Origin of the sequence: Pseudomonas sp. PvP100, from assembly GCF_017833055.1 — a bacterium.
GTDB lineage: Bacteria > Pseudomonadota > Gammaproteobacteria > Pseudomonadales > Pseudomonadaceae > Aquipseudomonas > Aquipseudomonas syringae.
On sequence record NZ_JAFIBO010000001.1, the window covers coordinates 5,683,438 to 5,704,785 of the forward strand.

The window sequence follows — 21,348 nt, forward strand, 5'->3', positions numbered from 1 at the left end:
TGACCTTACCGGCTTTGTGATGGCCATGAAAGAGCGGAGCGCTGACGGTTTTTGAGCATGCCAGACTTGTGGCGTATCCTTGGCGAAGGAAGACTATCCGATTGGCTCGCCACTCATGCGCCGCTGCCAGGCGCCTGCGCTATAGAAGTGACCTATAGGGTGGATTGTGAAACGATATTTCCTTAACCTCTGCGGCCCCGATAGGCTGTTCGGCAATCTAAGACCTGTCCTTAAGGTCAGAATTTTCAGGACCTGCCGAACCAAATGACGCTTCCCCAAGCGTTTCGGTGGTCCTTTTTATCCAGCCGTCCCGACCGCGGCGTAAACGGTCGGTCGATAGGAGTGTGTCATGTCAGACGTACGTCATTCCCGAGTGATCATTCTCGGTTCCGGCCCTGCCGGTTACAGCGCTGCGGTTTACGCCGCTCGCGCCAACCTCAAGCCCCTGCTGATCACCGGCATGCAGGCTGGCGGCCAATTGACCACGACTACAGAAGTTGATAACTGGCCAGGCGACCCGCACGGCCTGACCGGTCCTGCGCTGATGGAACGCATGCGTGAGCATGCCGAGCGTTTTGAGACTGAAATTGTCTTTGACCACATCAATTCCGTTGATCTGGCCGGCAAGCCGTTCAGTCTGCAGGGCGATAGCGCAACCTACACCTGCGACGCTCTGATCATTGCCACCGGCGCCAGCGCCCGCTACCTGGGTCTGCCTTCGGAAGAAGCGTTCATGGGCAAGGGTGTTTCTGCCTGCGCCACATGCGACGGTTTCTTTTATCGCAACCGTGAAGTCGCGGTGGTCGGTGGTGGTAACACGGCGGTTGAAGAGGCGCTGTATCTGGCCAACATCGCCAGCAAGGTGACCCTGGTTCACCGTCGTGAAACCTTCCGCGCCGAGAAGATCCTGATCGACAAGCTGCACGCACGTGTCGCCGAAGGCAAGATCGAGCTCAAGCTCAATGCCACGCTGGACGAAGTCCTGGGTGACAACATGGGCGTGACCGGTGCGCGTCTGAAGAACAACGACGGCAGCAGCAGCGAGCTGAAAGTCGACGGTGTGTTCATCGCGATCGGTCACACGCCGAACACTTCGTTGTTCGACGGCCAGCTGGCCTTGAAAGACGGTTATATGGTTGTGCAGGGTGGCCGCGAAGGCAACGCTACGGCGACCAGCGTCGAAGGCGTATTCGCTGCCGGTGACGTGGCTGACCACGTGTATCGCCAGGCCATTACTTCGGCTGGTGCAGGCTGCATGGCGGCACTGGACGTCGAGCGCTACCTGGACGGCCTGGCTGACGTATCGTTCTGATTTGCTCTCGTGCCCAAGCGCTCAGCGCTATACACAAATCTTATGGGAGCGATCCGCATTGCTCGCGAAGAGGTCAGTACATCCCCCAAAAACAGGGTGTTTGAACCGATGCCTTCGTGAGCAAGCTCACTCCCACAGTGGGCTGTACTCTGCCTCATGCTGTGTTTAACCCCGTTTTCCGGGCTTACCAGGACGTGTGTATAGCGTGGAGTGCCCAGGTATGGGCACTAGAACGATGTGATTTCAACCCAGCCGATCAAGCCTTGCGCTTGAGCGGCTCGCCTTCAAACTTGACACCTGCCATACCCTTCGCGATCAGCGCACGGATATTGCCGTGGTCGCTGCCTTCAGGCGTGGCTTGTACCGAGCGGTAATGCTCGCCGAACGCCAGCAGTGCCTCTTCGTCAGTCAGGCCTTCCAGTAATGCCAGGCCCAGGGTCTTGCACGACCCTTCGTTTTGCCCGGCAGCATTGTCGACGTCGCCGTTTCTGAATGCCTGAGGCTGGTAGTCGTAGCCTTCGGCGATGAAGGCCAAGGTGTCGGCAAACGCATGCTTGCCGCTGCGCAGGCTGGCGCGCAGGGAGTTCAGATCAGTCATGTTGTTTGGTTTCCTTGACGAACGCCGCCTGTTGTTCAGCGTTCGCTTCTTTCTGGTAGCGGGCTTTCCACTCGCTGTACGGCATGCCATAAACCACTTCACGCGCATCATCGAGGCTGAGGTCGATCTGCTTTTCGTCAGCGGCGGCCTTGTACCACTTGGACAGGCAGTTACGGCAGAAGCCGGACAGGTTCATCAGGTCGATGTTCTGGACATCCTTGCGGCTGTCCAGATGCGCGACCAGTCGGCGGAAGGCTGCAGCTTCGAGTTCGAGACGTTCTTGCTCGGTCATGACGGGCTCTTTTCAGTAGACGGTTGACGTCATGATAAGAGTTTCAGCGTTGACCGGCGAGCGTGATCGACACCGATTCGGCAAAGCGCAGGGCATGCGGCTTGTCGACTTCCACTTCAGCGTAGGTCACCGCCTCGTGACTCATCACCAGATCCAGCACTTCCTGGGTCAGTCGTTCCAGCAGGGCAAAGCGATTGCCCTCGACATGCTGGATGATGGCCTTGGTGATGGTGCGATAGTTGAGGGCATGCTCGATGTCGTTATCCCGAACGGCTTCCTGAGCGGCATAGAGAATCGTCAGGTTGATCAGCACGTCCTGTTTGTTGAGGATTTCGTCCTCGTTGATGCCGATGAACGTGCGCAAACGCAGGTCCTTGACCCGGATGCGCGCGGTGCCAGGTTCGAGTCTTGCCATTATTGTCTGCTCCGTCCGATCAATTGCAGAAACTCCATGCGCGTGGTGCTCGAGTCACGGAAGGCGCCCAGCATCACTGACGTGTTCATGGTCGAGTTCTGCTTTTCGACGCCGCGCATCATCATGCACATGTGCTGCGCCTCAATGACCACGGCCACACCGGCGGCTCCGGTGACTTTCTGAATCGCATCGGCAATCTGCTTGGTCAGATTTTCCTGAATCTGCAGACGTCGGGCAAACATGTCGACGATGCGTGCGATCTTCGACAGGCCCAGCACCTTGCCGGTCGGAATGTACGCCACATGCGCCTTGCCTATGAACGGCAGCAGGTGATGCTCGCAAAGCGAGTACAGCTCGATGTTCTGGACGATGACCATTTCATCGTTGTCGGAGGCGAACAAAGCGCCATTGACGATTTCTTCGACACTCTGGGTGTAGCCGTGACACAGGTACTGCATGGCTTTGGAAGCGCGTTTCGGGGTGTCCAGCAGACCTTCGCGGTCTGGATCTTCACCAAGGCCGAGCAGAATGTCTCGATAGTGCTGTGGCAGGGACGAACTCATCAGAATGATCCTCGGGGCGGCTTACTTGACGTGCCGTCCGCCGTTTACGGTCAGTGTTGTGCCGGTGACATAGGTGCTGTCCAGAAGATAGCGCAGGCTCTGGTAAATCACCTCTGCACCAGGCTCTATGCCCAGGGCCGACTTGGCCAGGGCGTTGGCGCGGTAGGCCGCATCGTCCTTGGGTTGAAACATCAACAGCGCCGGTGCTATGCCGTTGACTTTGACAAGCGGGGCGAATCTGGCAGCGAAGGACAGCGTCAGGCTTTCCAGGCCGGCCTTGGTTGCGCAGTAGGCGATGTGCTTGCTGCTGCCCTTGCGAGTCACGTCATCGCTGATATGCACGATGTCAGCGATCTCACTGGCGGTCAGCAACGACTCGCAATGCAGATTGATCAGGTAGGGCGCGAGCATGTGCACGCTGAACATGCGGGTGAAGTTTTCGGCTTCATCGCCCGGTGTTTCTGCCAGCCACTCGGAAGCGTTGTGGACGATGGCCCGCAGGCTCGAGGTCTGGGTTTTCAACAGCTCGACAAACGCCATGATCCCGGCCTCACAGGAAAAATCCCCGTGGATGGCCACTGCTCCCGCCTGGCGCAGTTCCGTCACACTTTCGTGCTCGGTGCGATAACTGATGATCACCCGCTGCCCGTGTTCCAGCAGACGCAAGGCGCAATGCAGGCCCACGCGCTGGCTGGCGCCGGTGATCAGGATCGGTGCAGAAGACATTGCCATCGACAGCTCGCGTATCGGTTATCCGTAGTGGACGGGGATTGTACGGTCGATTGTTTCTTCCGGTTTACAGGCAAAGTTATACCAGAGAATTTTTTTGTACAACCCTAGACGTCATGAAACTCGCCGACGCAGTGCTCGCAGGCGCTGAGCACAGGGAGGTTGAGGAAACGGGCGGGGCTGGGAAGCGACCAAGACCTGTACCGAGGTGTAAAGGTGTACAGGTCTTTATGCGTTTAGCGAGGTGAAGGTGATTGTGTCGGGCGTGCCGGTGCAGGCGTGCTCTGCAGCCAGGGTGCCAGCAGGCGCGTGGACAGCGGGATGAACAGGTAGACCATTAGTGGGGTGAGCACCGCTGTGCTGATCATGATGCGCGGCAACAGGTCCAGATGGTTGAGCAGGGGGCCGAGTAGAAAATTGAAGATCAGCGACACGGGGAAAAACGCCAGCCAGATTGCGACAGCCTGTTTCCAGCGTGGCGGACGCTGGTCGATTGCGCCGAACCAGCCGTCGATGCCGCTGACCCGATGCTCCGAGGGTTGTGCGAAAAGACCGCTGCCGCGCACCAGCCAGGAGCGTCGAGAGGCGGAATGCTCCCAGGCGTGCATGGTGTGCTCATCGGTAAAGCGGAAAATGATCTGAAATTCGTCATCGCCGGGCGGGGGAGCCAGTACCCCTGAACCCAGATACCCCGGAAAGTCCGTGGCCAACTGTTCGCCTTCGTGCAGCCAGGCCATCATTTCATGGTAGCGACCCTGCGCCACGCGGCGGGCAACCATCAAGGTGACGGGTGAGGTAGACATTGTATATCTCCGGTAGAGGCGTGAAATTCCCGGGTAGGGAGGTCACGTGCCGCGATCCGGGATGGTGGATCGCGACAGCTTCACGTGAACAGCAAGCAAGGATTATTCCTGAAACGCTGAGAGACCGGTAGAGCGTTGCCGGGCAGGCGGATTACTTGTGCAAGGATGGATGTTTGCGACGATGCTCTTGCAGGATGTACTGGCGCAGGCGTTCGGCATCGTCTTTGCCGTGCTTGCTGAAATGATAGGCGCCGACGTTCTGCCCGATCATTCGCTCCAGCTTGCCGCGCATCGGAATGGGCGCTTGCCCTGGCGGGTTGAACCAGGCGGAAAAATTTCTCGGCAGCTTGCCTTCCTTGCGGTACTCGAGCAGCGCACCCTTGAACGATAGCTCATGAACCCAGAGCGCCGTGAGTGCGCCCTTTTCGGTTTCCAGAGGGATCGGCTCTTCCAGCACAAGCCGCCATGGGCGGATCCTCGGACCTTCCTCGAAAATACTCGGCGCGCCGAGCTCCAGATGCAGCGCGTGGAATTCGTCCTCGACCAGGTGCAGAGGGAAATTCATCTGCTGATTCTCGAACTGCGCATGGATGGTGACCTGCTCATGAGCGGCCAGCTTTGTCAGCAGATCCTGGATCTGGATGCCGCCATTGACCAGCAGACTGCGCGTACTGTCACGTACGTTCAACTGGGGATTGCGCTGCATGCTCTGGATAAAATCCAGCTCAGCCTGGGTGAGAAGTGAATCAGGTTGCATGGGCGGAGGCTCGGTCTAACCGGTTATTGAGAACAAAGACCATTGATTCCGCAAAGTGTTCTGGCCATCCGTCATATTTTTTCATTCAAATGTTTCAACGCTGCTGTGCTTCTTCGGGCAGATCCGAAGGCAGAATGGTCCGTAGAAAATTCAGACGGCATTCTAAGGCATAATGTTTCACTTTTTTAAGCTGCTGCAGGAATAACCATGAAAGTCGCCATCGTGTGTGGAACGGTCTACGGATCGGCCGAGGAAGTTGCCAGACACGCCGCCGCACTGTTGCGTGCCGCCGGCCATGAGACCCTCGTCAATCCGCGCCTCATGTTGCCGGAGCTGCTGGCCTTCGAGCCTCAGGCGCTGCTTGCCGTGACATCGACTACCGGGATGGGCGAGTTGCCCGACAACCTCATGCCTCTTTATGCAGCGCTGCGCGACGGACTGCCAGGCGAACTGCGTGGATTGCCTGGTGGGGTGATCGCACTGGGCGATGCCAGTTACGGCGACACCTTCTGCGCAGGCGGCGAGCAGATGCGCGAACTGTTCGCTGAGTTGGGCGTTAGCGAAGTACAGGACATGTTGCGTCTGGACGGAAGCGAAAGCGTCACCCCGGAAACCGACGCCGAGCCGTGGCTGGAAGCGTTCATCAAGCACCTGGGCTGAAAATATCGCGCTCCTTTATGGGGAATGATTCAGCACTGCGGGTGTTGATTGTGGCTGTGCAGGGCGTGGACGACACTCATCGCACGTATTCTTGAGGCATGGAGCCAGCGATGAGCGAGTCAGTGCGTTTTGACGATAAAGTCGTGATTGTGACCGGCGCAGGGGGTGGGCTGGGTCGGGCTCATGCGCTGCTGTTTGCGAAACACGGTGCGCGAGTGGTGGTCAACGACCTGGGTGGTTCGGCGCATGGCGAAGGGGCCAGCGCGTCTGCCGCCGATCGCGTGGTGGCCGAGATTCGCGCGGCAGGCGGCACTGCGATAGCCAACCATGATTCGGTGACCGAGGGCGGCCGCATTGTGCAGCATGCGCTGGATGCATTCGGGCGCATCGATGTGCTGGTCAACAACGCTGGCATCCTGCGTGACAAGACCTTCGCCAACATGGAGGACGCCGACTGGGACCTGGTCTATCGCGTCCATGTCGAGGGCGCCTACAAAGTCACCCATGCCGCCTGGCCTTATCTGCGCGAGCAGAATGGCGGACGGGTGATCTTCACGTCATCGACATCCGGTATCTACGGCAACTTCGGGCAAGCCAATTACGCGACGGCCAAGTTGGGGCTTTACGGGCTGACCCGCACCCTCGCGCTGGAAGGTCGCAAGCACCGCATCTTCGTCAACGCCATAGCGCCAACGGGCGGCACACGCATGACCGAGGGGCTGATCCCCGCCAATGTTTTCGAGCTGCTCAAACCCGAACTGGTCAGCCCGTTGGTGGTGTACCTGGGCAGTGAACAATGCCAAAGCAGTGGCGAGTTGTTCGAAGTGGGTGGTGGCTGGATCGGCAAGGTCCGTTGGCAGCGCAGTCAGGGAGCCTGTTTCGACCCGCAGACGGGTTTCAGCCCGCAAGACGTTGCGGCGCAGTGGCAGGCGATTGGTGATTTCGCCAACGCAGTGCACCCTGCCGACACTGGCGAGGCGTTGAAGGAGATGATGGCCAATCTGCAGAAATACGTTAAATAAACAGCCTATGGCCGTTGATGCAAGACACGAGTGTTCGTTGAACTTGCGCACCTGTTTAAGCGGGTTGCTTGGTTGTATAAGGGCGTTTCGCCGATTTATGTAAGAACTGTCTTTTGTCTCTGTAGGACGAGTATGGATTTTTGCAGACCTATTCATTAAGCATTTTCCACTCCGATATGAAGTCCGAACACATTCATATCTGGAGTGACACATGGCCAGATTAATAGGGGGCGAGCTTCCTCAGGTAAGCATTGCGGCGCCTCCTGAACGGGTCAAGGTCAAGCAGGCCGAGGCACGCAGCACGCATGAAGGCTGAAGGCGTTAAACCTGCAGGCAATAAAAAAGGCCGCTGCACAGAGACCTGCACGGCGGCCAAACAAAACGCAGGATCAAGGGAGCTTGCAAATCCACGTCGATTTAACGCGCGCAGGTTAACCGCCATCACGCGTCTGAAAAATCCCCGCGCAGGATATGCAGCATTACCCGGCAGGTAACAATTCGCAGCGAATGAGTAGCGCGCTCAATGAACGCGGTGATTTGCCGGTAGGCGGCTCAGGCGCTCGGCCAGCTGGAGTCTTTGCAGTGGGTCTTCACTGAGCAGCAGCGCGCGTTCCAGATCGAAGCGTTCGGCCTGCGGGCATTCGAGATACTGGTACAGACTGGCGCGGGCCAGGTGATCGCTGCTGGTGGCCTGGCCCAGTTCGACGATGCGGTCGGCATCCTTGAGCGCCGCGAGCACATTATCGTTGATCTGGTGCAGGTGCCGCAGGTTGCGCGACAACCGTTGCATCATGCTGGTCGGGTTGGCGCGTGTCATATGCTCGGCGCGCAGTTGCATGGTCGGGCCGAACTGCCTGATCAACAGCTCGCGGCAGTCGGCTGGATAGAGCCTGCGCCCGCTGCAGGGGTCGAGCAGGTGATCGGCACCCGGCACGCGCAGCAGGAAGTGGCCCGGGAAGTTAACGCCTTCCATGGCGATGTCCAGGCGCCGCGCGATCTCCAGCGCGATCATTGCCAGCCCCAGTGGCTGGCCTCGACGCTGCTCCACGATCTTGTGCACAAGGGCCGAATCGGGTTTGGGAGGGTTCCAGTCATCCTGCTGAAAACCCAGGGCGTTGAGTTGGCGCAACAGCGGCTGGGCGAGTTCAGGCGCAGGCAGAACGGGCAGCGCTGCGTTTATCTGGCGCTGCAACCGATCCATTTCGCTCATCACCTCATGCCACGCGAAGTTCGCGTCATGTTCGGTCGACACCCATAACGCAGCTTCAAACACCGAGGGCGGTGTCTGTTGCAGGCAGGCCAGGCAATGCTGACGTGGCGTCATGGACCACTCCGTGCGGCTCGAAATCCAGTGCGAAGACTCTTTGTAGCCCTGTGCACGAATTTCGTCCAGCGCCACTTGTTGCTACTTGTTCAGGGCTTCTATCAGGTCGGGTGTCACATAGTGCGGACCGTCGAACAGATACAGCGGATAGCCATCGAAGGCGGCGATCTGCGGTTTCAGTTCGGCCGCCGTTGCCGGGCGGAAGCCGCCGCCTACTTGCGGACGAAAGGCTTCGACGATGATCCTTACGCGATTCTTGCCCAGCCTGTTGCGCAAGGCATCGGCATAGGTTCGGGCAACCGGGGCGGTGCGGGCATAAACACCCACACCATCCTGAAAGAACACGCCGATATCGTCCGGCAGCCAGGTTTTCAGCCAGTCCGCCGTGGCGGCGGGCCCGATATTGGCGCCGTCGTAGACGCTGATCCACAACGGTCTGGGCAGTTTCGCCAGCAGAGCGGGTAATTCCTTGGCACGACTCCAGCTAGGATCGACTTCGGCGGGGAAGTACCAGCCGGTGACATTGAGCGGCGTTTTCACCTTGGCCAGTTGTGCCGAAAGCACCGCCAGTTGCTCGATATTGTCCCGTGAGCGGGTTTCGCTGAAGTACCCGGCCAGCCCGAGGATCACCTCCTGCGCCCAGGGCTCCTTGCCGATGCGTGTCCAGTCCGGCAACACCGGCACACTGGCCATCGAGGTGCCCGGTATGAACGACTGATCATCGACCGCCGTCCACTGCACGAGCAATTGCCGTGCGCCGAGCCTGTCCCAGTTGCCGCTTATGCCAACCGTTGCGTTATCCGGTTGCCAGACGATGCCGACCACGCCCGGGCCCTTGGGCTGGATCAGCACATACAGCTCGCTGGTGCCGAGGGCGATTGCCCCCACCAGCAGGGCGGCCAGCGAGGTCTTGATCAATGTTGCCTGTCGCAGCAGTGCGGCCAGAGCCTTCAAACATTACTCCCTGATGGATGACGGGCGTGGATCACCACGAGAACGTCATGCGTGCGAAAACGCCTTCTGCGCGGTCATCGCCAAATATTTTCTCGCGGTATTGCACAGAGACATCGACGTACGACTGTGGTGCCTTGTATTTGTCCTCGCGGAACCAGTAACGCACGCCCGTGCCGACACCAAGCCCGCCAGCATTGCCTGATGATGTGCTGCTACGGCCCAGACTGTCGACCTCGCTGCGCATCTTCGAATCGTAGTCCACTGCGGCGACCACGTGGGGAAACACCACCAGCCGCGGGCTGATGCTGTCCAGACGGAAGCTGCGCCCGACCTGCCACTCACTGTTGAAGTAGTTGCGCTTGTCCTGCAGATAGCGCCCGCCTTCAGCGTACAGCTGCGAAGTCCACCAGCTCGGTACATCGACGCGCAGGTCGGTGCCGATGCTCGAGCCGTAGCCCAGGCGCACCAGCCAGTCGCCGTCGGCGTTTGAGTTGCCCAGCGGAAAGGTGCGTTCGAAGGCGCCGATCACGTTGACTGCGCTGAACGGCTTGACCCGGATACCGAGCGCGCCCTGCAAGGCATCCGCGCCTGTGTCGGAGTCGCCTTCCTTGCTCCACAGCGTGTCGGTGACGCGTCCGTATAGCTCGACGAAGCGCGCGTTACGGTAACCGAAGGGGCGCCAGAACACTTCGGTGCTGTTCTGCACGCTGTCATTGCTGCCGCCGGGTGCGCCGCTCAGGCCGCTGCTGGTGCTGGCACCCCGATAAGTCGTGGTGTTGGTCAGGCCCCATTCACGGGACAGATCAGAGACGGCGCGTCGCGTATCGAACACCTGTTGCGCGGGCATCTGCAGATCGCCGGTCTGCTGATAATCGAGCACGCGTTTGAAGTAGGCGATGGCCTGCGCATCGTTCGACGTGCGCATCGCGCTGTAGGCGGCATCCTGCACTTCGCGGGGCTTGAGACCGGACTGACGGTCAACACGCTTGAACGTATCCAGCGCACCTTGATCATCGCCCGCCTGGCTGAGGAAATAGGCAATCTGCACTTCATCGCCGGGCTGCAGTTGGCCTGCATCGCGAGCTTGCTGCAGACGTTGCAGCGCCTCACTCGGCTGGCCCATGGCGGCATACAACGAGGCCTGTTCACGCAGGGGCAGGTTGCCGACCGCCATGGCCTGGGCGAAGTCCTGACGTGCACCGTCCTGATCGCCCAGGCGTTGACGCATTTGTCCGCGCTGGACGAGCAGGGTGGCGTCGTTGCCATTCAGCGCCAGCGCTTCGGTGGCCGCAGAGCGCGCTTCGGCATACTGCCCTTGGGCAATCAGGGCGCTGACCAGTAATTTCCGGTAGGCCATCTGTTTCGGAAAACTGCGCACAGCCTCCCGCGCCTCGCTGACTGCGGTGTCGTTATCGCCGCGTGCCAGTGCCTTATAGCCGGTGGCTGCCTTGTCGACCGCTACCTGCTCCTGAATCGCCTGCCGACGACGCGTCAGGACCTGTTGCGGCCCCAGTGCCTGCTCGGCGTCGTTGATGGCTGCTTGTGCTTCATCCAGACGCTGCTGACGTTGCAGCGCCTCGATCAGCATCATGCGGTAATCAAGGTTCTTCGGTGCCTGGGCAATGGCCTTGCGCGCATGACTCGCCGAGCCGTCGTAGTCGTGCCTGGCATAGGCGCGTAGCGCCTGATTGCCTTCCAGGTAGCCAGGCTTGGGCCTTGTCTTGTAAGCGCGTTGCGGGTGATCGCGGCGGTACTTGTCGCGTTCGGCCAAGGTAATGAGGTCACGCAACTGCTGAGCGTCACCGCGCTGACGCAACGCTTCGTTGGCTTTGGCAATGGCCAGGTCGTAGTCCTTGCGGTTGTAGGCCATGTAGGCTTCGTTGGCGATGGCATAGGCGGGTCCGGTCAACGGCAGGGGCAGTGTCTCCGCCTGGCTGAGCGGTGCAACAAGACCCAGGCCGCTCACCAGCAGCGACAGGATGAAGGGGCGCTTCATAGTGGCTGCTCCGTTTGATCGTCAGATCGGTAATGGTTGTGCTGACGTGCCACAGCCTGTTCGATGGTTTCTCTGGGCAGCACGCCGATGTCGACCAGGTAATCGCCGATCCGGCCATGCACATGCGGGCGGTAGCCGAGCATGGCTTTCTGGAACACGTCGCGGTCCAGCAGGCCTTGCTCGATGAGCAGATCGCCCAGCAGTGGTGCTCTGGCTGGAAGCGGCTGACCCTCGACCACCTGAAGCTGACGCAACTGCGCGACGATGTCGCTTTCACGGGCAATCAACTGCACCGGCTCGGCACCCAGCTGTTGGGTAATCTGCTGCAGGCCATCAGGCGGCAGCGGACTGGCCACTGCAATTTCCTGGCGCCCCAGCGCATTCATCTGCAACGGCACGACACGCCAGCGCAGGCAGAACTCATCGGCCAGCACACGGCTGTCGGCACGCTTGCTGGCGATGTCGAACACCCGCGGCAGGTCGTTCTGAAAAGCGATGGCCTCAGCAAGGGTTTCATCGTCGAGCCAGCCGTGGCTAAGCAAAATCCTGCCCAGTGGCACCTGACGGGTTTGCTGTTCAGCCAGTGCGGTCTGCAGTTTTTCGTCGTTGATGGCTTGCCAGGACAGCAGCACGCTGCCCAGGCGGCGGGGTGCGACGGCAATCAGATCGGAAGACGGAAAGTCGTGCATGGTCTTGTCCCAGACCAGCTTGCGGTTGAGCACCTTGCCCACCAGAAACATCCGCCAGGCCCGCGCCGCAGCCATGAAGTTGACGAAGTTGCCGACCACCATGCGCGGTATCGACAGCAAACCGTGCTGCCAGCCGTAAAGCACAGTGGTGAAGTAGCAGCGATGCAGGATCCGCCACAGCAATGCGATGCCGTTGGCCACCAGCAGATACTGAATCAGCCCGGTGGTTTCAAAGGGTGTCGGAAAGCTGGTGTTCCAGACTCCGCTGGAGCGCAGCACAATCAGCGCGAGCAACTGAATAAGGATTGCATAAGCAAGGATGCTGACGAATGACGTGACCACACCCTTGCGGTCCCGAAACAGCAGGTATCGATTGGCCAGCGAGCCGGTCCAGCCCATTTGCTCCCAGCCTTGCAAGCCGATACCCAGCGTCCAGCGCGCTTTCTGGCGAAAGGCGGTGCGGAAGGTGTCCGGGAAGAACTCGCGCACGCACAGCGGCATTTCCAGCGTCGATTCATAAGGCTTGCGGAACCACGATTTGCGCAGCACCCGAAATTGCACCGGGAAACGTACGAAGATCGCCTGCATGCCGTATTTCGCCAATCGCGCGCCGACGTCGTAGTCCTCGGTCAGGCTTTCGGTATTGAACGGCTGGTTCTGGTTTTCATCCGCCAGCACCATCAGCGCACGTCGCGAGAAACAAGTGCCGACGCCAGCCGAAGGCACGGTGTCAGTCATGCTTTCGCGTACCACCAGGTCCTTGCCGTGCCATTCGGCGAACTCGTCCATGTAGGTGCCGGCCACCCATTCGTACCAGTTGCGTTCCAGCGACACGACCGGCAACTGGATCATGTCCTTGCGCGGCAGCAGGTAATTGAACAGGCGCAGTTCAAGCGGGTGCAGCACGTCTTCGCTGTCGTGCAGGATGGTCCCGGCGAACTGTACGGAATGAGTCTTCTCGTACAGAAAAATCGCCTGGATCACCCAGTTCAGGCAGTCGGCCTTGCAGGTCGGGCCGGCGTGCGGCACCTCCACGCGGTGCAACTGCTTGTAGCGGCGACGCATACGCTCCACTTCATCGATGGTGCGCTGGTCGTTGATGTAAGTGCCGACGAACACCACGTAGTTCTGATAGTCGAGCGTCGACACCATGTTTTCGATCATCGGCGCGATGACGTCGTATTCCAGCCAGGCCGGGACCATGATTGCCAACGGCTGCTCGTCGCGGGCAATCAACTGCTCTGCAGCCAGTGGCCGGTAGCGACGTTCGGCGGTGAACTTGCGGTACAGCCGCCGCGACCAGTACCAGATATCGATGAACAGGTCATCGATACTCGATACCAGGATGATCAGCCCGACAACGATCGTCGCGACTTCCAGCACGCTGTAGTAATGGGCCAGCCAGTAAGGCCAATAGAGCGACGTCATTGTGGCGGCCTGTTACGAGCGATTGCGACGGGCGCTACGGCCAGCCAGCAACAGAATGAGAAAAAGTACGATGCCGCCCGGGATCAGCCACAGCAGCGAAGGTTTGCGCCAGGCGTCGATGCCTGTGCTTTCCTCCTCCTCGATCATCTGGCTGCCGGTCGGGTCCTTGGCGTCGAAGGTAGCGATCGGGCCGCTGTCAGCCAGCACTGCGGCGTTGCCACGTTCCAGCAGTACCGGACGTTCGAAAACCGGGGTCTGACCGCCCAGCGTGCGATAGATCATGCCGTGCTGGCCGCCAGCTTCGATCACTTGCAGCGAAGCCAGGTGGTTGAGCGACTTGAGGTCGAGCAGCGTCTGCTCTTTGTGGTTGATCAGCAGGTGTCCGTCGTTGCTGGCCTTGACCGACTCGGCGCCGTCCTTGATGGGCAGTTCGAAGGCCAGGAAAGACTTGGCCGGTGTCACGGCTACGCTGGCGTCATCGCTGACGCTGAGCTGTGCGCGCAATGGCGAGACGCCGGAGGCGCTGGCGATACGGATGACTTGCGGCAGGCTGCTGGCCGGGTGCTCAAGGTAGCCCTTGGGCACCATGATCTGCGTGTCGGTGGCGAAGCGTGCCGCCATGCCCGAGAAGTTTTCGTCAGGCGTGACCTTGTCCAGCACGATGTGGCTGGTTGGCAATACCGAGATCGGGAACGCCTGCGGCGTCTCCAGGCACTGGTTGCTGACCGGCTGACGCTGGAAGGACACGCGCAGGACGTTCTGCGCCGCCAGTGCGTACTGCGGAATGCGCGCTTCGATGCGCTCTTTTTTGCCATCGGCCGTCAGTTGCATCGCGCCGATCAGGTAATCGTTGAGGAACAGCGTGGCAACCGGCGGGGTACCCGATGCGCCGGGGGCGGCAGCGATATCGATCATCGCAGTCACCGGTACACGACCGTCATAGGCAACGCTGCCCAGCGGGAACGAGGCGCTCCAGTCGGTTTTTGCCAGCACATCCACCGTGCCGGGCTTGCCGCCCAGTCGGGTCAGTGCGACGCGACCGTCTTCGCTCAGAGGCATGGCGGCCTCTTCGCCGATGGTCAGCTGGCGATTGCGCGCCAGTTTGTTCCACGCCGAACTGAACAGGCCGATAGCTTTGTCGGCCGACTCCGGCTTGATCATCAGCAGTGCGCGATTGCCCAGCAGGGCCAGACTCACGTCATCCCCGGTGCTGTTGGCGAGCGGCTTCTTGATGTGGCGTTCGCGCCATTGGCCCAGTGCGCTGGCCGCCGAAGCATCCAGACCCTGCACCTGCGCCTGGAGAGCGTCCATGGCGTCGTCGATTGCCTTGAGCAAGTGCGGATCGCTGATCGCCAGGTCGGCCTGCAACGCAGGTGTCTGGCCGAGCATCAGCAATGCACCGATTTCCGCCGGGTCGCGCAGGGTGTACTGGCCCTTGCCTTCGAGCCCTGCAAACGCCGGAATCTGTTTGAGTTCAGCCGGAATAGTCAGGCCGCTCAGGTCCACGCTGTCCTGCACCGCAGGGAACGGCAGAACGCGTGCCTGCTTGCCGATGCGTTCCAGCGCTACGCCCAGACGCCAGGCGGCATCGTAGCTGGCGTTCGACAATGTGCCGGGTGCGACCAGCAGGCCGGGTTTGCCGGGCAGTGCGTTCCATACCGCGCCGACGTCCTGCAACTGGCTGGCGTCATAGCTGTACGTCAGGCGCGTGTGCGGATCGATGCGCAACACGTTGCCGATCGCGCGTTCGTCTTCGCAGAGCACTTTCGAGATCACCGACGACCAGGCAATCCCCAGCCGCACCGAGCCGTTTTCGCGCGCTGCCTTGTCGACGCCCAGCGTCGCACTGGCGTTGCCCTGTTCTTCATTGAGGCCCAGCGCACGTACCGGATAACCGTCCAGCGACAGCAGCAGCGTATTGCGGCCTGCCTCGCCGTTCAGATAGCTGGCATCGAAATTCAGCGTGGCCTCGGTCAACGGCACATTGGCTGGCACCGGCAGGTACAGCTCGCGGCGTGCATCGGTGGCATTGAGGATGATCGGGCGATCGATACCCAGCTCCCTCAGCTCGACCACGCGCTCCTGGCGATTGTCGGCAGTGATTCGGTTGATCGCCTGGGTCAGCGGGCTTTCGGCAGCCAGGGCGAATGCAGGCATCAGAGCCAGCAGGCTCATCCCGCAGGCAAGTACGCCAAACGCGCCCATGTTTACGGCAACGGAAGATTTCATCGTGCAGATCTCGGTAAAGGCTCAAGGCCATTGGGTCTTGATACAGGCTGCCGGTCTGCTACAACGTTTTTCGGGCACTCGGTCTGAACCGGGTGCCCGTATTGTTTGCGGACTGCTTCCTGCGGATTTTTTAGGGTGTGTCTGCGCTATCTGCGCGACCGTTGTGCTAGCTGGCCATCGAGCGCAACTCTGCATGTTCGTGCTGCGGCTTGATTCGTGTATCCATGTGCCTGTCCATCGAGTCCTGGCGCTGACGCGGCAGTTCGGCGACAAACTCATCCACCGGACGGCCCATCAGCGCATCGACGATCCGTGAACTGGCTTTGCCGTCGCCATAAGGGTTGGCCGAGCGGGAGGCGTTGTGCCACAGGGCATCATCGTCAAACAGGGCGTTCACGCCACGAATGATGGCGTCCGTTTCGGTGCCCACCAGGCGCACGGTGCCTGCCGCGACCGCTTCCGGGCGCTCGGTGACATCGCGCATGACCAATACCGGTTTGCCCAGCGACGGCGCTTCTTCCTGCACGCCACCGGAGTCGGTGAGGATGACGTGAGCGCGTTGCATCAGGCGCACGAACGACAGGTAGTCCAGCGGTTTGATCAGGTGCACGTTGGGCAGCTCACCCAGGTGTTCGGTCACCGGCCCCAGCACGTTGGGGTTCAGGTGCACCGGGTAGACGATCTGTATGTCGTCGCGTCTGGCAAGCTCGCCCAGCGCCTTGCAGATATTCAGGAAGCCGTCGCCGAAATTCTCGCGACGATGACCGGTCACCACCAACACCCTGCGCTCGGGCACCAGGAACGAAAACTGACGATCAAGGGCATGGCGCAGCTGACGGTTGCTGTCGATTCGTTGCGCGGTCAGGTGCAGGGCGTCGATCACGGTATTGCCGGTCACGAACGAAATGCCCTGCAAACGCTCGCCCAGCACGTTGCGGCGCGACTCGGCGGTGGGAGCGAACAGGTGATCGGAAATCAGATCGATGCAACGTCGGTTCATCTCTTCAGGCCATGGCTGACGGATGTCACCGGTGCGCAGACCCGCTTCGACGTGGCCGATGGGGATGCGGCGATGAAAGGCCGACATGGCCGCCACCATGGCTGATGTGGTGTCGCCGTGAACCAGCACTTTGTCCGGCTTCAGCTCGTCCAGAATCGGGTCGATCGCCGCGTAAAGCGCAGCGGTCAGCGAGTTCAGTGTCTGATCGGGGCGCATCACATCGAGGCTGTAGTCGGCTTTGAGCTCGAACATGTCCAGCACCTGTTGCAGCATGCTTTGATGCTGCCCGGTAATGCAGATTCTTGAGTCGATACCTGGCTCTGCAGCCAGTGCTCTGACCAGGGGAGCCATTTTGATGGCCTCCGGACGAGTACCGAAAATGGAAAGGACCTTCATTCTGGGGTGCAGACCAGCCATTATTTCCTCCCGCGCACTTAGCGCGTCGCACAGCAGCAAGAACCAGGCTGAGAACAGCTGGGTCAGCTAGCGAGTTGATGAGTTTCTCGGGCGGAAAGATCGGAGTTTGTGGCTCGATGTTCACTTCAGTGTGAATGTAGCAATATGCCTTGTTACCCGGAGTTGTCGGGATTATTAACAGAACAGGATAATAAAGCAAAATTTTTTATTAAGTATTTTTCAAAGTAACAATGAGTATGAACTTTAGAATTTCACCACGGTCAGTACAGGGTTAAATTTTTTAGGAAGGGCCTTTTGGTCAATGAATTCGGGGCTTTTGAGGAGGATTGGAACGTTTTTCCAGCTGTTTTGAATGCCTGTTTGCCACGCGTAGTTATGAGTGATGGCAAAAAGTTCCAACAAAAGTAGTGGCGCTGAGGTGGGCGTCACTACAGCAGAATCCTGACGCCTGTTTAATGACAGGAAGAGAGAAGGGGTTCACAAAAATGACGCTAATATAATGACGGTTGGCAACTTTGATTAGGTGTCGAGTTTGACACGCTGACGAGCGGGCGGGAGGTTAGGAGTTCGCTTAGATGCTGTTCAAGTTGTACGGCATATACAGTATTGAGTTGTAGCAGCAATACGGGCGATTGCCCAGTCATTAAATGAGAATGATTGGCGACCCCCTCGCATGAGGGGAGTCGCAGCTCACAGCGAAATCAGCCTTTCGCCTCGGCCGGTTCCGACAGCTCGCTGAGCGCGGTCGCGTTGTTCTTGAACGCCGCTGCGAACACGGCGCGATTCTTCGCCATGTAAATGCTCGCATCCTCTGCATGCTTCTCCGAGATCCCCGGCACGTTCTTGATCAGGACGTCGGTGAGAAGCTCGGCCAGCTCGAGCATTTGGTCGTGCGCATCGGCGAGTTTACGGTCCACGAAAGTAGTCTCCAGATCGCGGGTACTGCGGTAAAGGGTTTCAACAGCCATTTTGGCCTCGTCGTCTTATCCAGTGTTGAAAGGGCTAGACCCGGGCGTTCAGCGCTTTGTGCTCTGACCAGCGGGTATGCAAAGCATTGATCGTGCATGACCAGCGCGCCGGTCAGGTGTAGCGGGGCACTGCGTGAAGGCCTTTAGTGAGGCCGGCCTGCGACGCAACAGCGAAAGCGATTTCTCGATTACTGTGTTTTTATACAGTAAAAGCCATGTGCCAATCAAGCCCTGCCTGAATAGTGGCGTTTACGCATCTTTTTACGCTGCAAATGTGCCTTGCGACAACCCGCCGCGCTCTCAACCATAGCCTATGGCCCTGTTCCTGCTTTCAAAAGCAGGCCACAAGGGTGTCACGAGTACCCGGCATCATCCGGTCGGCATAAACGAAGGTTCAGAGGTAACGCGTCATGGGAAACAAATGGGCAGTAAAGATAAGACACCGCGTGCATGCGCAGGCCGAGTCACTGGGCAACCTGTGTGTGGAGAGCTTCCACTTTCTGGCGCTGTTCGCAATCGGCGCGATCACTGCCTGGGCGTCGGTGGTTGCATTTCTGGGGATGGTCGAGAAAGGCAACGTCACGGTCGATGACATCCTGCTGCTGTTCATCTACCTCGAGCTGGGGGCGATGACCGGGATTTATTTCAAGACCAACCACATGCCCGTGCGCTTCCTGATCTATGTCGCGATCACTGCACTGACCCGCCTGCTGATTTCCGACGTGTCCCATCACAACCCACCGGACATCGGCATTATCTACCTGTGTGGCGGCATTCTGTTGCTGGCGTTTGCGATTCTGGTGGTGCGCTATGCGTCGTACAAATACCCGTCGGCGAAGATTCCCGATTCGTCCAGCACCGTCAAAGGCGCGGTGACGGAAGAAAAGGGCGAAATCTGATCGAGGCAGCGGCGGCATCTGTGCACGATGCCGCCAGCACGCTGCTTATAGAAGAAGGCAATCAGTTCAGCCAGACCCCGGCACGCCAGTGCCAGCCGTCACCAGCGCTTTCCCAGTGCGGATGCACATAGTGATAGCCGGGTCGTTCGGTTTCCCAGTGGCCATGTACCGGCACGAATCGCTGGCCGTTCCAGTGCCAGTAACCGCGTGCCCATATATAGCCGGGACGAGGGGCCGGTTCCACCTCGACGACGCGTTCCGGTGGCGGTTGCGGCGCGATCACTTCTTCGACGTATTCATGATGGGCATGCGATCGTTCATGGACCACACGCTCTTCGACACAGCCTGACGCTATCGCAAGTGATGCGATCAATACCCCATAACGTAAATACATGTTGCCTCCTCGGAATCACCCGCAGGTGCAGTGGCGCTGAACTCAGTGCCCAGTCGCTCGAATGTTTCTGCGCAAGGATTGTTGTAGCAGGATGTATCTGTACTTTTGCTGAAGAGGAGGGAGGGGGGATGGTAGCGAAAGGCCGGTTTTACTGGGGGCAAAGCCCGATCAGGCAGGCTGGAGGGTATTGAACGGCATCAATCTGTTTTTGCTCTATGCAGCGCCGACAACGGCACTGCATAGAGGGGAAGGGCCGGTGCATCAGACCCCGGCACTGGCCGTTGCCTGACTCTGCGGCCACAGACCATTGGCCGGGACAGGTGCCTTTTTCAGGGTCGCGCCGTCGGTCAGCGCTGCAAGGATCTTGATCGCGCTGTCGCCACGTTCGATAGCGATGCCGAATTGCACGCTTTCTATCAGTTTGCGCAGGCGTTGTGGGTCATTGCGTTGGGCAGCGCTGATCAAACGCTTGGCAACGACTCCGCGTTCGTTGGACAAGGTCAGCATGATGCTGCCGTCCAGCCCTTGAATGCTCAGATTCACCCGATAGTCGGGGTGAAACGTGTCCGTGATCATCTGAAAAGGATTGTCCATATCATTCACCTGCTCAATGGTCTGCATAAGTTGACCGGGTAGTAGTCCTTTTGGTTCTCGACGACTGATCAGCGGTTGCGTTACTCCTGCGCTGGGTGCTGACGGGGTTGCTGTCGTCTTCCGCGTTGATGACAGGGTTTCTTTTCGAGAAGCTTTGACGCATTCACGACGTTCAGTTCGCGCCAGAAAGTGGCCGTCCTGATGGCCTGCCTCGTGGCGCGTACTACAGGGCTTTGCATGGTTCGGGCCATATTGCAGGGGCGATGCGCTAGAAGGCGCCGAGCGGGAGCACTGCGCAGCCGCTTCGTGGTTGGCTTTGCTGCAGGACGAGCCGTTCAGTTCGGTTGAAAAAAGTGCTCTCCAAAGCGGGCGAAAAACAGCTCCCGTACATGGCCTGCTCCTCTCGCGAAAGCGTTTTGCTCATGACTTTTTCGAGTGATTGTCTGACACTCCGACAACCGAATCTTGACGTCAGAGATTCGTAAAGACGGGGTCGAAACCGTAATCGCCCACTGTCCAGTTTCTGACGTTGAGCGTTGTGCTGCGGAGCGGCTGGATGGGTGTTGAACACCTGTCGGTATGAACGGCAGACCCGCACCCTCATCGAGGCGACGCGGGATGATTTTTGCGCGCCGATGGCTGTCAGGTGCAGCGCTCGGGCTGCTCGGCGCCGGCTGTTAAATTCGATGGACGGCACCCAGCGATCAAAATGGCTGCGAGGCGAGGGAAGGGTCAAGGTGGCCAAAACTGTGCAGCGACCGTTTGTGGTGCGCTTGCCGGCCCGTGGCAAACAAAAAGGGCGAACCGTCGCCGGTTCGCCCTTTTCTTGCAAAACGTGTCAGTGAAGCATCAGGTCAGACGAGCGGCTTCTTTCTCCTGCTCTTTTTCCAGAAATTCTTCTTCGAGCAGCGCGTCCGGGCTGACCGGATCTTCATCCTGTTCGGCAATGATCGGTGCGGCGCCTCGTTTGCCGCGCAGTTTGCCAAACAGATGCTCAAGGGCGTGATCGAGTTTTACAGCAGCGCCATCCACAGCCTGATCTACCGTATCGGCCTTGTGGGAGACAGAAATGGGTTGGTGTCCTTTAGGGCGAGCTTCCATCTGGCACTTGATGTCGTGCGGGCCAGGCTTGTCGCCGTTTTCGTCGCGGATGTGGACTTCCACGCGGGTCAGGTTTTCATCGTAGTGTTCGAGCGTGCTTTCAACGGTGGTACGAACCCACTCCTCCAGTCGGATACTGCTTTCGATGTGATTATCGCTATTGACCTGGATTTGCATAGTTAATCCTTATTAGGGCTTGCTCGT

General features: G+C 59.2%; 21 protein-coding genes. 4 read left to right on the top strand and 17 right to left on the bottom strand.

What is annotated here, in order from left to right; all coding sequences use genetic code 11:
- Positions 1–349 precede the first annotated feature (349 nt).
- Positions 350–1,312 (top strand): thioredoxin-disulfide reductase, encoded by a 963-nt coding sequence (gene trxB / locus JOE39_RS24665; protein ID WP_003316986.1) that lies wholly within the window; start codon positions 350–352, stop codon positions 1,310–1,312.
- 256 nt (positions 1,313–1,568) lie between these two features.
- Here trxB and JOE39_RS24670 read toward each other — a convergent pair whose 3' ends face one another.
- The 7 genes from JOE39_RS24670 to JOE39_RS24700 form a co-directional block, all read right to left on the bottom strand.
- Positions 1,569–1,910 (bottom strand): HopJ type III effector protein, encoded by a 342-nt coding sequence (locus JOE39_RS24670; protein WP_210078161.1) that lies wholly within the window; start codon positions 1,908–1,910, stop codon positions 1,569–1,571.
- Positions 1,903–2,202, bottom strand: a complete 300-nt coding sequence (locus tag JOE39_RS24675; protein WP_003346198.1) for a DUF1244 domain-containing protein — start codon at positions 2,200–2,202, stop codon at positions 1,903–1,905. Before JOE39_RS24675 ends, JOE39_RS24670 begins: the two co-directional genes overlap by 8 nt.
- Positions 2,203–2,245: 43 nt before the next feature.
- Positions 2,246–2,617, bottom strand: a complete 372-nt coding sequence (folX, locus tag JOE39_RS24680; RefSeq protein WP_003316983.1) for a dihydroneopterin triphosphate 2'-epimerase — start codon at positions 2,615–2,617, stop codon at positions 2,246–2,248.
- The gene (gene folE, locus JOE39_RS24685) at positions 2,617–3,180 is read right to left on the bottom strand and encodes a GTP cyclohydrolase I FolE (protein WP_003346200.1); all 564 of its coding nucleotides are present in this window, start codon (positions 3,178–3,180) and stop codon (positions 2,617–2,619) included. The genes folX and folE overlap by 1 nt, the downstream gene beginning before the upstream one ends.
- Before the next feature lie 21 nt (positions 3,181–3,201).
- Positions 3,202–3,912 (bottom strand): dihydromonapterin reductase, encoded by a 711-nt coding sequence (gene folM, locus JOE39_RS24690; protein WP_004402761.1) that lies wholly within the window; start codon positions 3,910–3,912, stop codon positions 3,202–3,204.
- Between the two features lie 233 nt (positions 3,913–4,145).
- Positions 4,146–4,712: an antibiotic biosynthesis monooxygenase gene (locus JOE39_RS24695; RefSeq protein WP_003346204.1), complete on the bottom strand. Its 567-nt coding sequence runs from the start codon at positions 4,710–4,712 to the stop codon at positions 4,146–4,148.
- Positions 4,713–4,863: 151 nt separating this feature from the next.
- On the bottom strand, positions 4,864–5,469 hold the full coding sequence (locus tag JOE39_RS24700; protein WP_003421736.1) for a hypothetical protein: 606 nt from the start codon (positions 5,467–5,469) through the stop codon (positions 4,864–4,866).
- A gap of 207 nt (positions 5,470–5,676) precedes the next feature.
- Between JOE39_RS24700 and JOE39_RS24705 the strand changes: the two genes are divergently transcribed.
- Together JOE39_RS24705 and JOE39_RS24710 are read left to right on the top strand one after the other, a co-directional pair.
- On the top strand, positions 5,677–6,129 hold the full coding sequence (locus JOE39_RS24705) for a flavodoxin (protein ID WP_003408755.1): 453 nt from the start codon (positions 5,677–5,679) through the stop codon (positions 6,127–6,129).
- Positions 6,130–6,239: 110 nt separating this feature from the next.
- Positions 6,240–7,151, top strand: a complete 912-nt coding sequence (locus tag JOE39_RS24710) for an SDR family oxidoreductase (protein ID WP_074907537.1) — start codon at positions 6,240–6,242, stop codon at positions 7,149–7,151.
- A 520-nt stretch (positions 7,152–7,671) separates the two neighbouring features.
- Here JOE39_RS24710 and JOE39_RS24715 read toward each other — a convergent pair.
- The 7 genes from JOE39_RS24715 to JOE39_RS24745 all read right to left on the bottom strand — a co-directional run bounded on the left by JOE39_RS24715 (position 7,672) and on the right by JOE39_RS24745 (position 18,156).
- Positions 7,672–8,475: a transglutaminase family protein gene (locus JOE39_RS24715; RefSeq protein ID WP_122219711.1), complete on the bottom strand. Its 804-nt coding sequence runs from the start codon at positions 8,473–8,475 to the stop codon at positions 7,672–7,674.
- Between the two features lie 81 nt (positions 8,476–8,556).
- On the bottom strand, positions 8,557–9,429 hold the full coding sequence (locus tag JOE39_RS24720) for a hypothetical protein (protein WP_210078159.1): 873 nt from the start codon (positions 9,427–9,429) through the stop codon (positions 8,557–8,559).
- Between the two features lie 31 nt (positions 9,430–9,460).
- Positions 9,461–11,425, bottom strand: a complete 1,965-nt coding sequence (locus tag JOE39_RS24725; protein WP_004402780.1) for a tetratricopeptide repeat protein — start codon at positions 11,423–11,425, stop codon at positions 9,461–9,463.
- Positions 11,422–13,542: a glycosyl transferase family protein gene (locus tag JOE39_RS24730; protein WP_122219712.1), complete on the bottom strand. Its 2,121-nt coding sequence runs from the start codon at positions 13,540–13,542 to the stop codon at positions 11,422–11,424. The genes JOE39_RS24725 and JOE39_RS24730 overlap by 4 nt, the downstream gene beginning before the upstream one ends.
- 12 nt (positions 13,543–13,554) lie before the next feature.
- Positions 13,555–15,771, bottom strand: coding sequence for a cellulose biosynthesis cyclic di-GMP-binding regulatory protein BcsB (locus tag JOE39_RS24735; protein WP_210078157.1), 2,217 nt, complete (start codon positions 15,769–15,771; stop codon positions 13,555–13,557).
- Positions 15,772–15,937: 166 nt separating this feature from the next.
- Complete coding sequence (wecB, locus tag JOE39_RS24740) at positions 15,938–17,188, bottom strand: UDP-N-acetylglucosamine 2-epimerase (non-hydrolyzing) (RefSeq protein ID WP_003421747.1); 1,251 nt, start codon at positions 17,186–17,188, stop codon at positions 15,938–15,940.
- A gap of 701 nt (positions 17,189–17,889) precedes the next feature.
- On the bottom strand, positions 17,890–18,156 hold the full coding sequence (locus tag JOE39_RS24745; RefSeq protein WP_003341670.1) for a YebG family protein: 267 nt from the start codon (positions 18,154–18,156) through the stop codon (positions 17,890–17,892).
- Positions 18,157–18,566: 410 nt separating this feature from the next.
- Between JOE39_RS24745 and JOE39_RS24750 the strand changes: the two genes are divergently transcribed.
- Positions 18,567–19,055: a phosphate-starvation-inducible PsiE family protein gene (locus JOE39_RS24750; RefSeq protein ID WP_003316964.1), complete on the top strand. Its 489-nt coding sequence runs from the start codon at positions 18,567–18,569 to the stop codon at positions 19,053–19,055.
- Positions 19,056–19,116: 61 nt separating this feature from the next.
- Here JOE39_RS24750 and JOE39_RS24755 read toward each other — a convergent pair whose 3' ends face one another.
- From JOE39_RS24755 to JOE39_RS24765, 3 genes are all read right to left on the bottom strand, one after another.
- Positions 19,117–19,449, bottom strand: coding sequence for a YXWGXW repeat-containing protein (locus JOE39_RS24755; protein ID WP_003316963.1), 333 nt, complete (start codon positions 19,447–19,449; stop codon positions 19,117–19,119).
- A 261-nt stretch (positions 19,450–19,710) separates the two neighbouring features.
- On the bottom strand, positions 19,711–20,043 hold the full coding sequence (locus tag JOE39_RS24760; RefSeq protein WP_137983403.1) for a DUF3509 domain-containing protein: 333 nt from the start codon (positions 20,041–20,043) through the stop codon (positions 19,711–19,713).
- Positions 20,044–20,892: 849 nt separating this feature from the next.
- Positions 20,893–21,321 (bottom strand): HPF/RaiA family ribosome-associated protein, encoded by a 429-nt coding sequence (locus JOE39_RS24765; RefSeq protein WP_002552231.1) that lies wholly within the window; start codon positions 21,319–21,321, stop codon positions 20,893–20,895.
- Between the last annotated feature and the right edge of the window lie 27 nt (positions 21,322–21,348).

What these genes read in the sequence shown, in the direction of transcription:
- JOE39_RS24675 (WP_003346198.1), bottom strand. Translation starts at nt 2,202, where the DNA reads ATGACCGAGCAAGAACGTCTCGAACTCGAAGCTGCAGCCTTCCGCCGA.
- JOE39_RS24705 (WP_003408755.1), top strand. Translation starts at nt 5,677, where the DNA reads ATGAAAGTCGCCATCGTGTGTGGAACGGTCTACGGATCGGCCGAGGAA.
- JOE39_RS24695 (WP_003346204.1), bottom strand. Translation starts at nt 4,712, where the DNA reads ATGTCTACCTCACCCGTCACCTTGATGGTTGCCCGCCGCGTGGCGCAG.
- JOE39_RS24745 (WP_003341670.1), bottom strand. Translation starts at nt 18,156, where the DNA reads ATGGCTGTTGAAACCCTTTACCGCAGTACCCGCGATCTGGAGACTACT.
- folE (WP_003346200.1), bottom strand. Translation starts at nt 3,180, where the DNA reads ATGAGTTCGTCCCTGCCACAGCACTATCGAGACATTCTGCTCGGCCTT.
- JOE39_RS24750 (WP_003316964.1), top strand. Translation starts at nt 18,567, where the DNA reads ATGGGAAACAAATGGGCAGTAAAGATAAGACACCGCGTGCATGCGCAG.
- JOE39_RS24765 (WP_002552231.1), bottom strand. Translation starts at nt 21,321, where the DNA reads ATGCAAATCCAGGTCAATAGCGATAATCACATCGAAAGCAGTATCCGA.
- JOE39_RS24730 (WP_122219712.1), bottom strand. Translation starts at nt 13,542, where the DNA reads ATGACGTCGCTCTATTGGCCTTACTGGCTGGCCCATTACTACAGCGTG.
- JOE39_RS24710 (WP_074907537.1), top strand. Translation starts at nt 6,240, where the DNA reads ATGAGCGAGTCAGTGCGTTTTGACGATAAAGTCGTGATTGTGACCGGC.
- folX (WP_003316983.1), bottom strand. Translation starts at nt 2,617, where the DNA reads ATGGCAAGACTCGAACCTGGCACCGCGCGCATCCGGGTCAAGGACCTG.
- folM (WP_004402761.1), bottom strand. Translation starts at nt 3,912, where the DNA reads ATGGCAATGTCTTCTGCACCGATCCTGATCACCGGCGCCAGCCAGCGC.
- JOE39_RS24715 (WP_122219711.1), bottom strand. Translation starts at nt 8,475, where the DNA reads ATGACGCCACGTCAGCATTGCCTGGCCTGCCTGCAACAGACACCGCCC.
- JOE39_RS24755 (WP_003316963.1), bottom strand. Translation starts at nt 19,449, where the DNA reads ATGTATTTACGTTATGGGGTATTGATCGCATCACTTGCGATAGCGTCA.
- JOE39_RS24760 (WP_137983403.1), bottom strand. Translation starts at nt 20,043, where the DNA reads ATGGACAATCCTTTTCAGATGATCACGGACACGTTTCACCCCGACTAT.
- JOE39_RS24735 (WP_210078157.1), bottom strand. Translation starts at nt 15,771, where the DNA reads ATGAAATCTTCCGTTGCCGTAAACATGGGCGCGTTTGGCGTACTTGCC.
- wecB (WP_003421747.1), bottom strand. Translation starts at nt 17,188, where the DNA reads ATGGCTGGTCTGCACCCCAGAATGAAGGTCCTTTCCATTTTCGGTACT.
- trxB (WP_003316986.1), top strand. Translation starts at nt 350, where the DNA reads ATGTCAGACGTACGTCATTCCCGAGTGATCATTCTCGGTTCCGGCCCT.
- JOE39_RS24725 (WP_004402780.1), bottom strand. Translation starts at nt 11,425, where the DNA reads ATGAAGCGCCCCTTCATCCTGTCGCTGCTGGTGAGCGGCCTGGGTCTT.
- JOE39_RS24700 (WP_003421736.1), bottom strand. Translation starts at nt 5,469, where the DNA reads ATGCAACCTGATTCACTTCTCACCCAGGCTGAGCTGGATTTTATCCAG.
- JOE39_RS24670 (WP_210078161.1), bottom strand. Translation starts at nt 1,910, where the DNA reads ATGACTGATCTGAACTCCCTGCGCGCCAGCCTGCGCAGCGGCAAGCAT.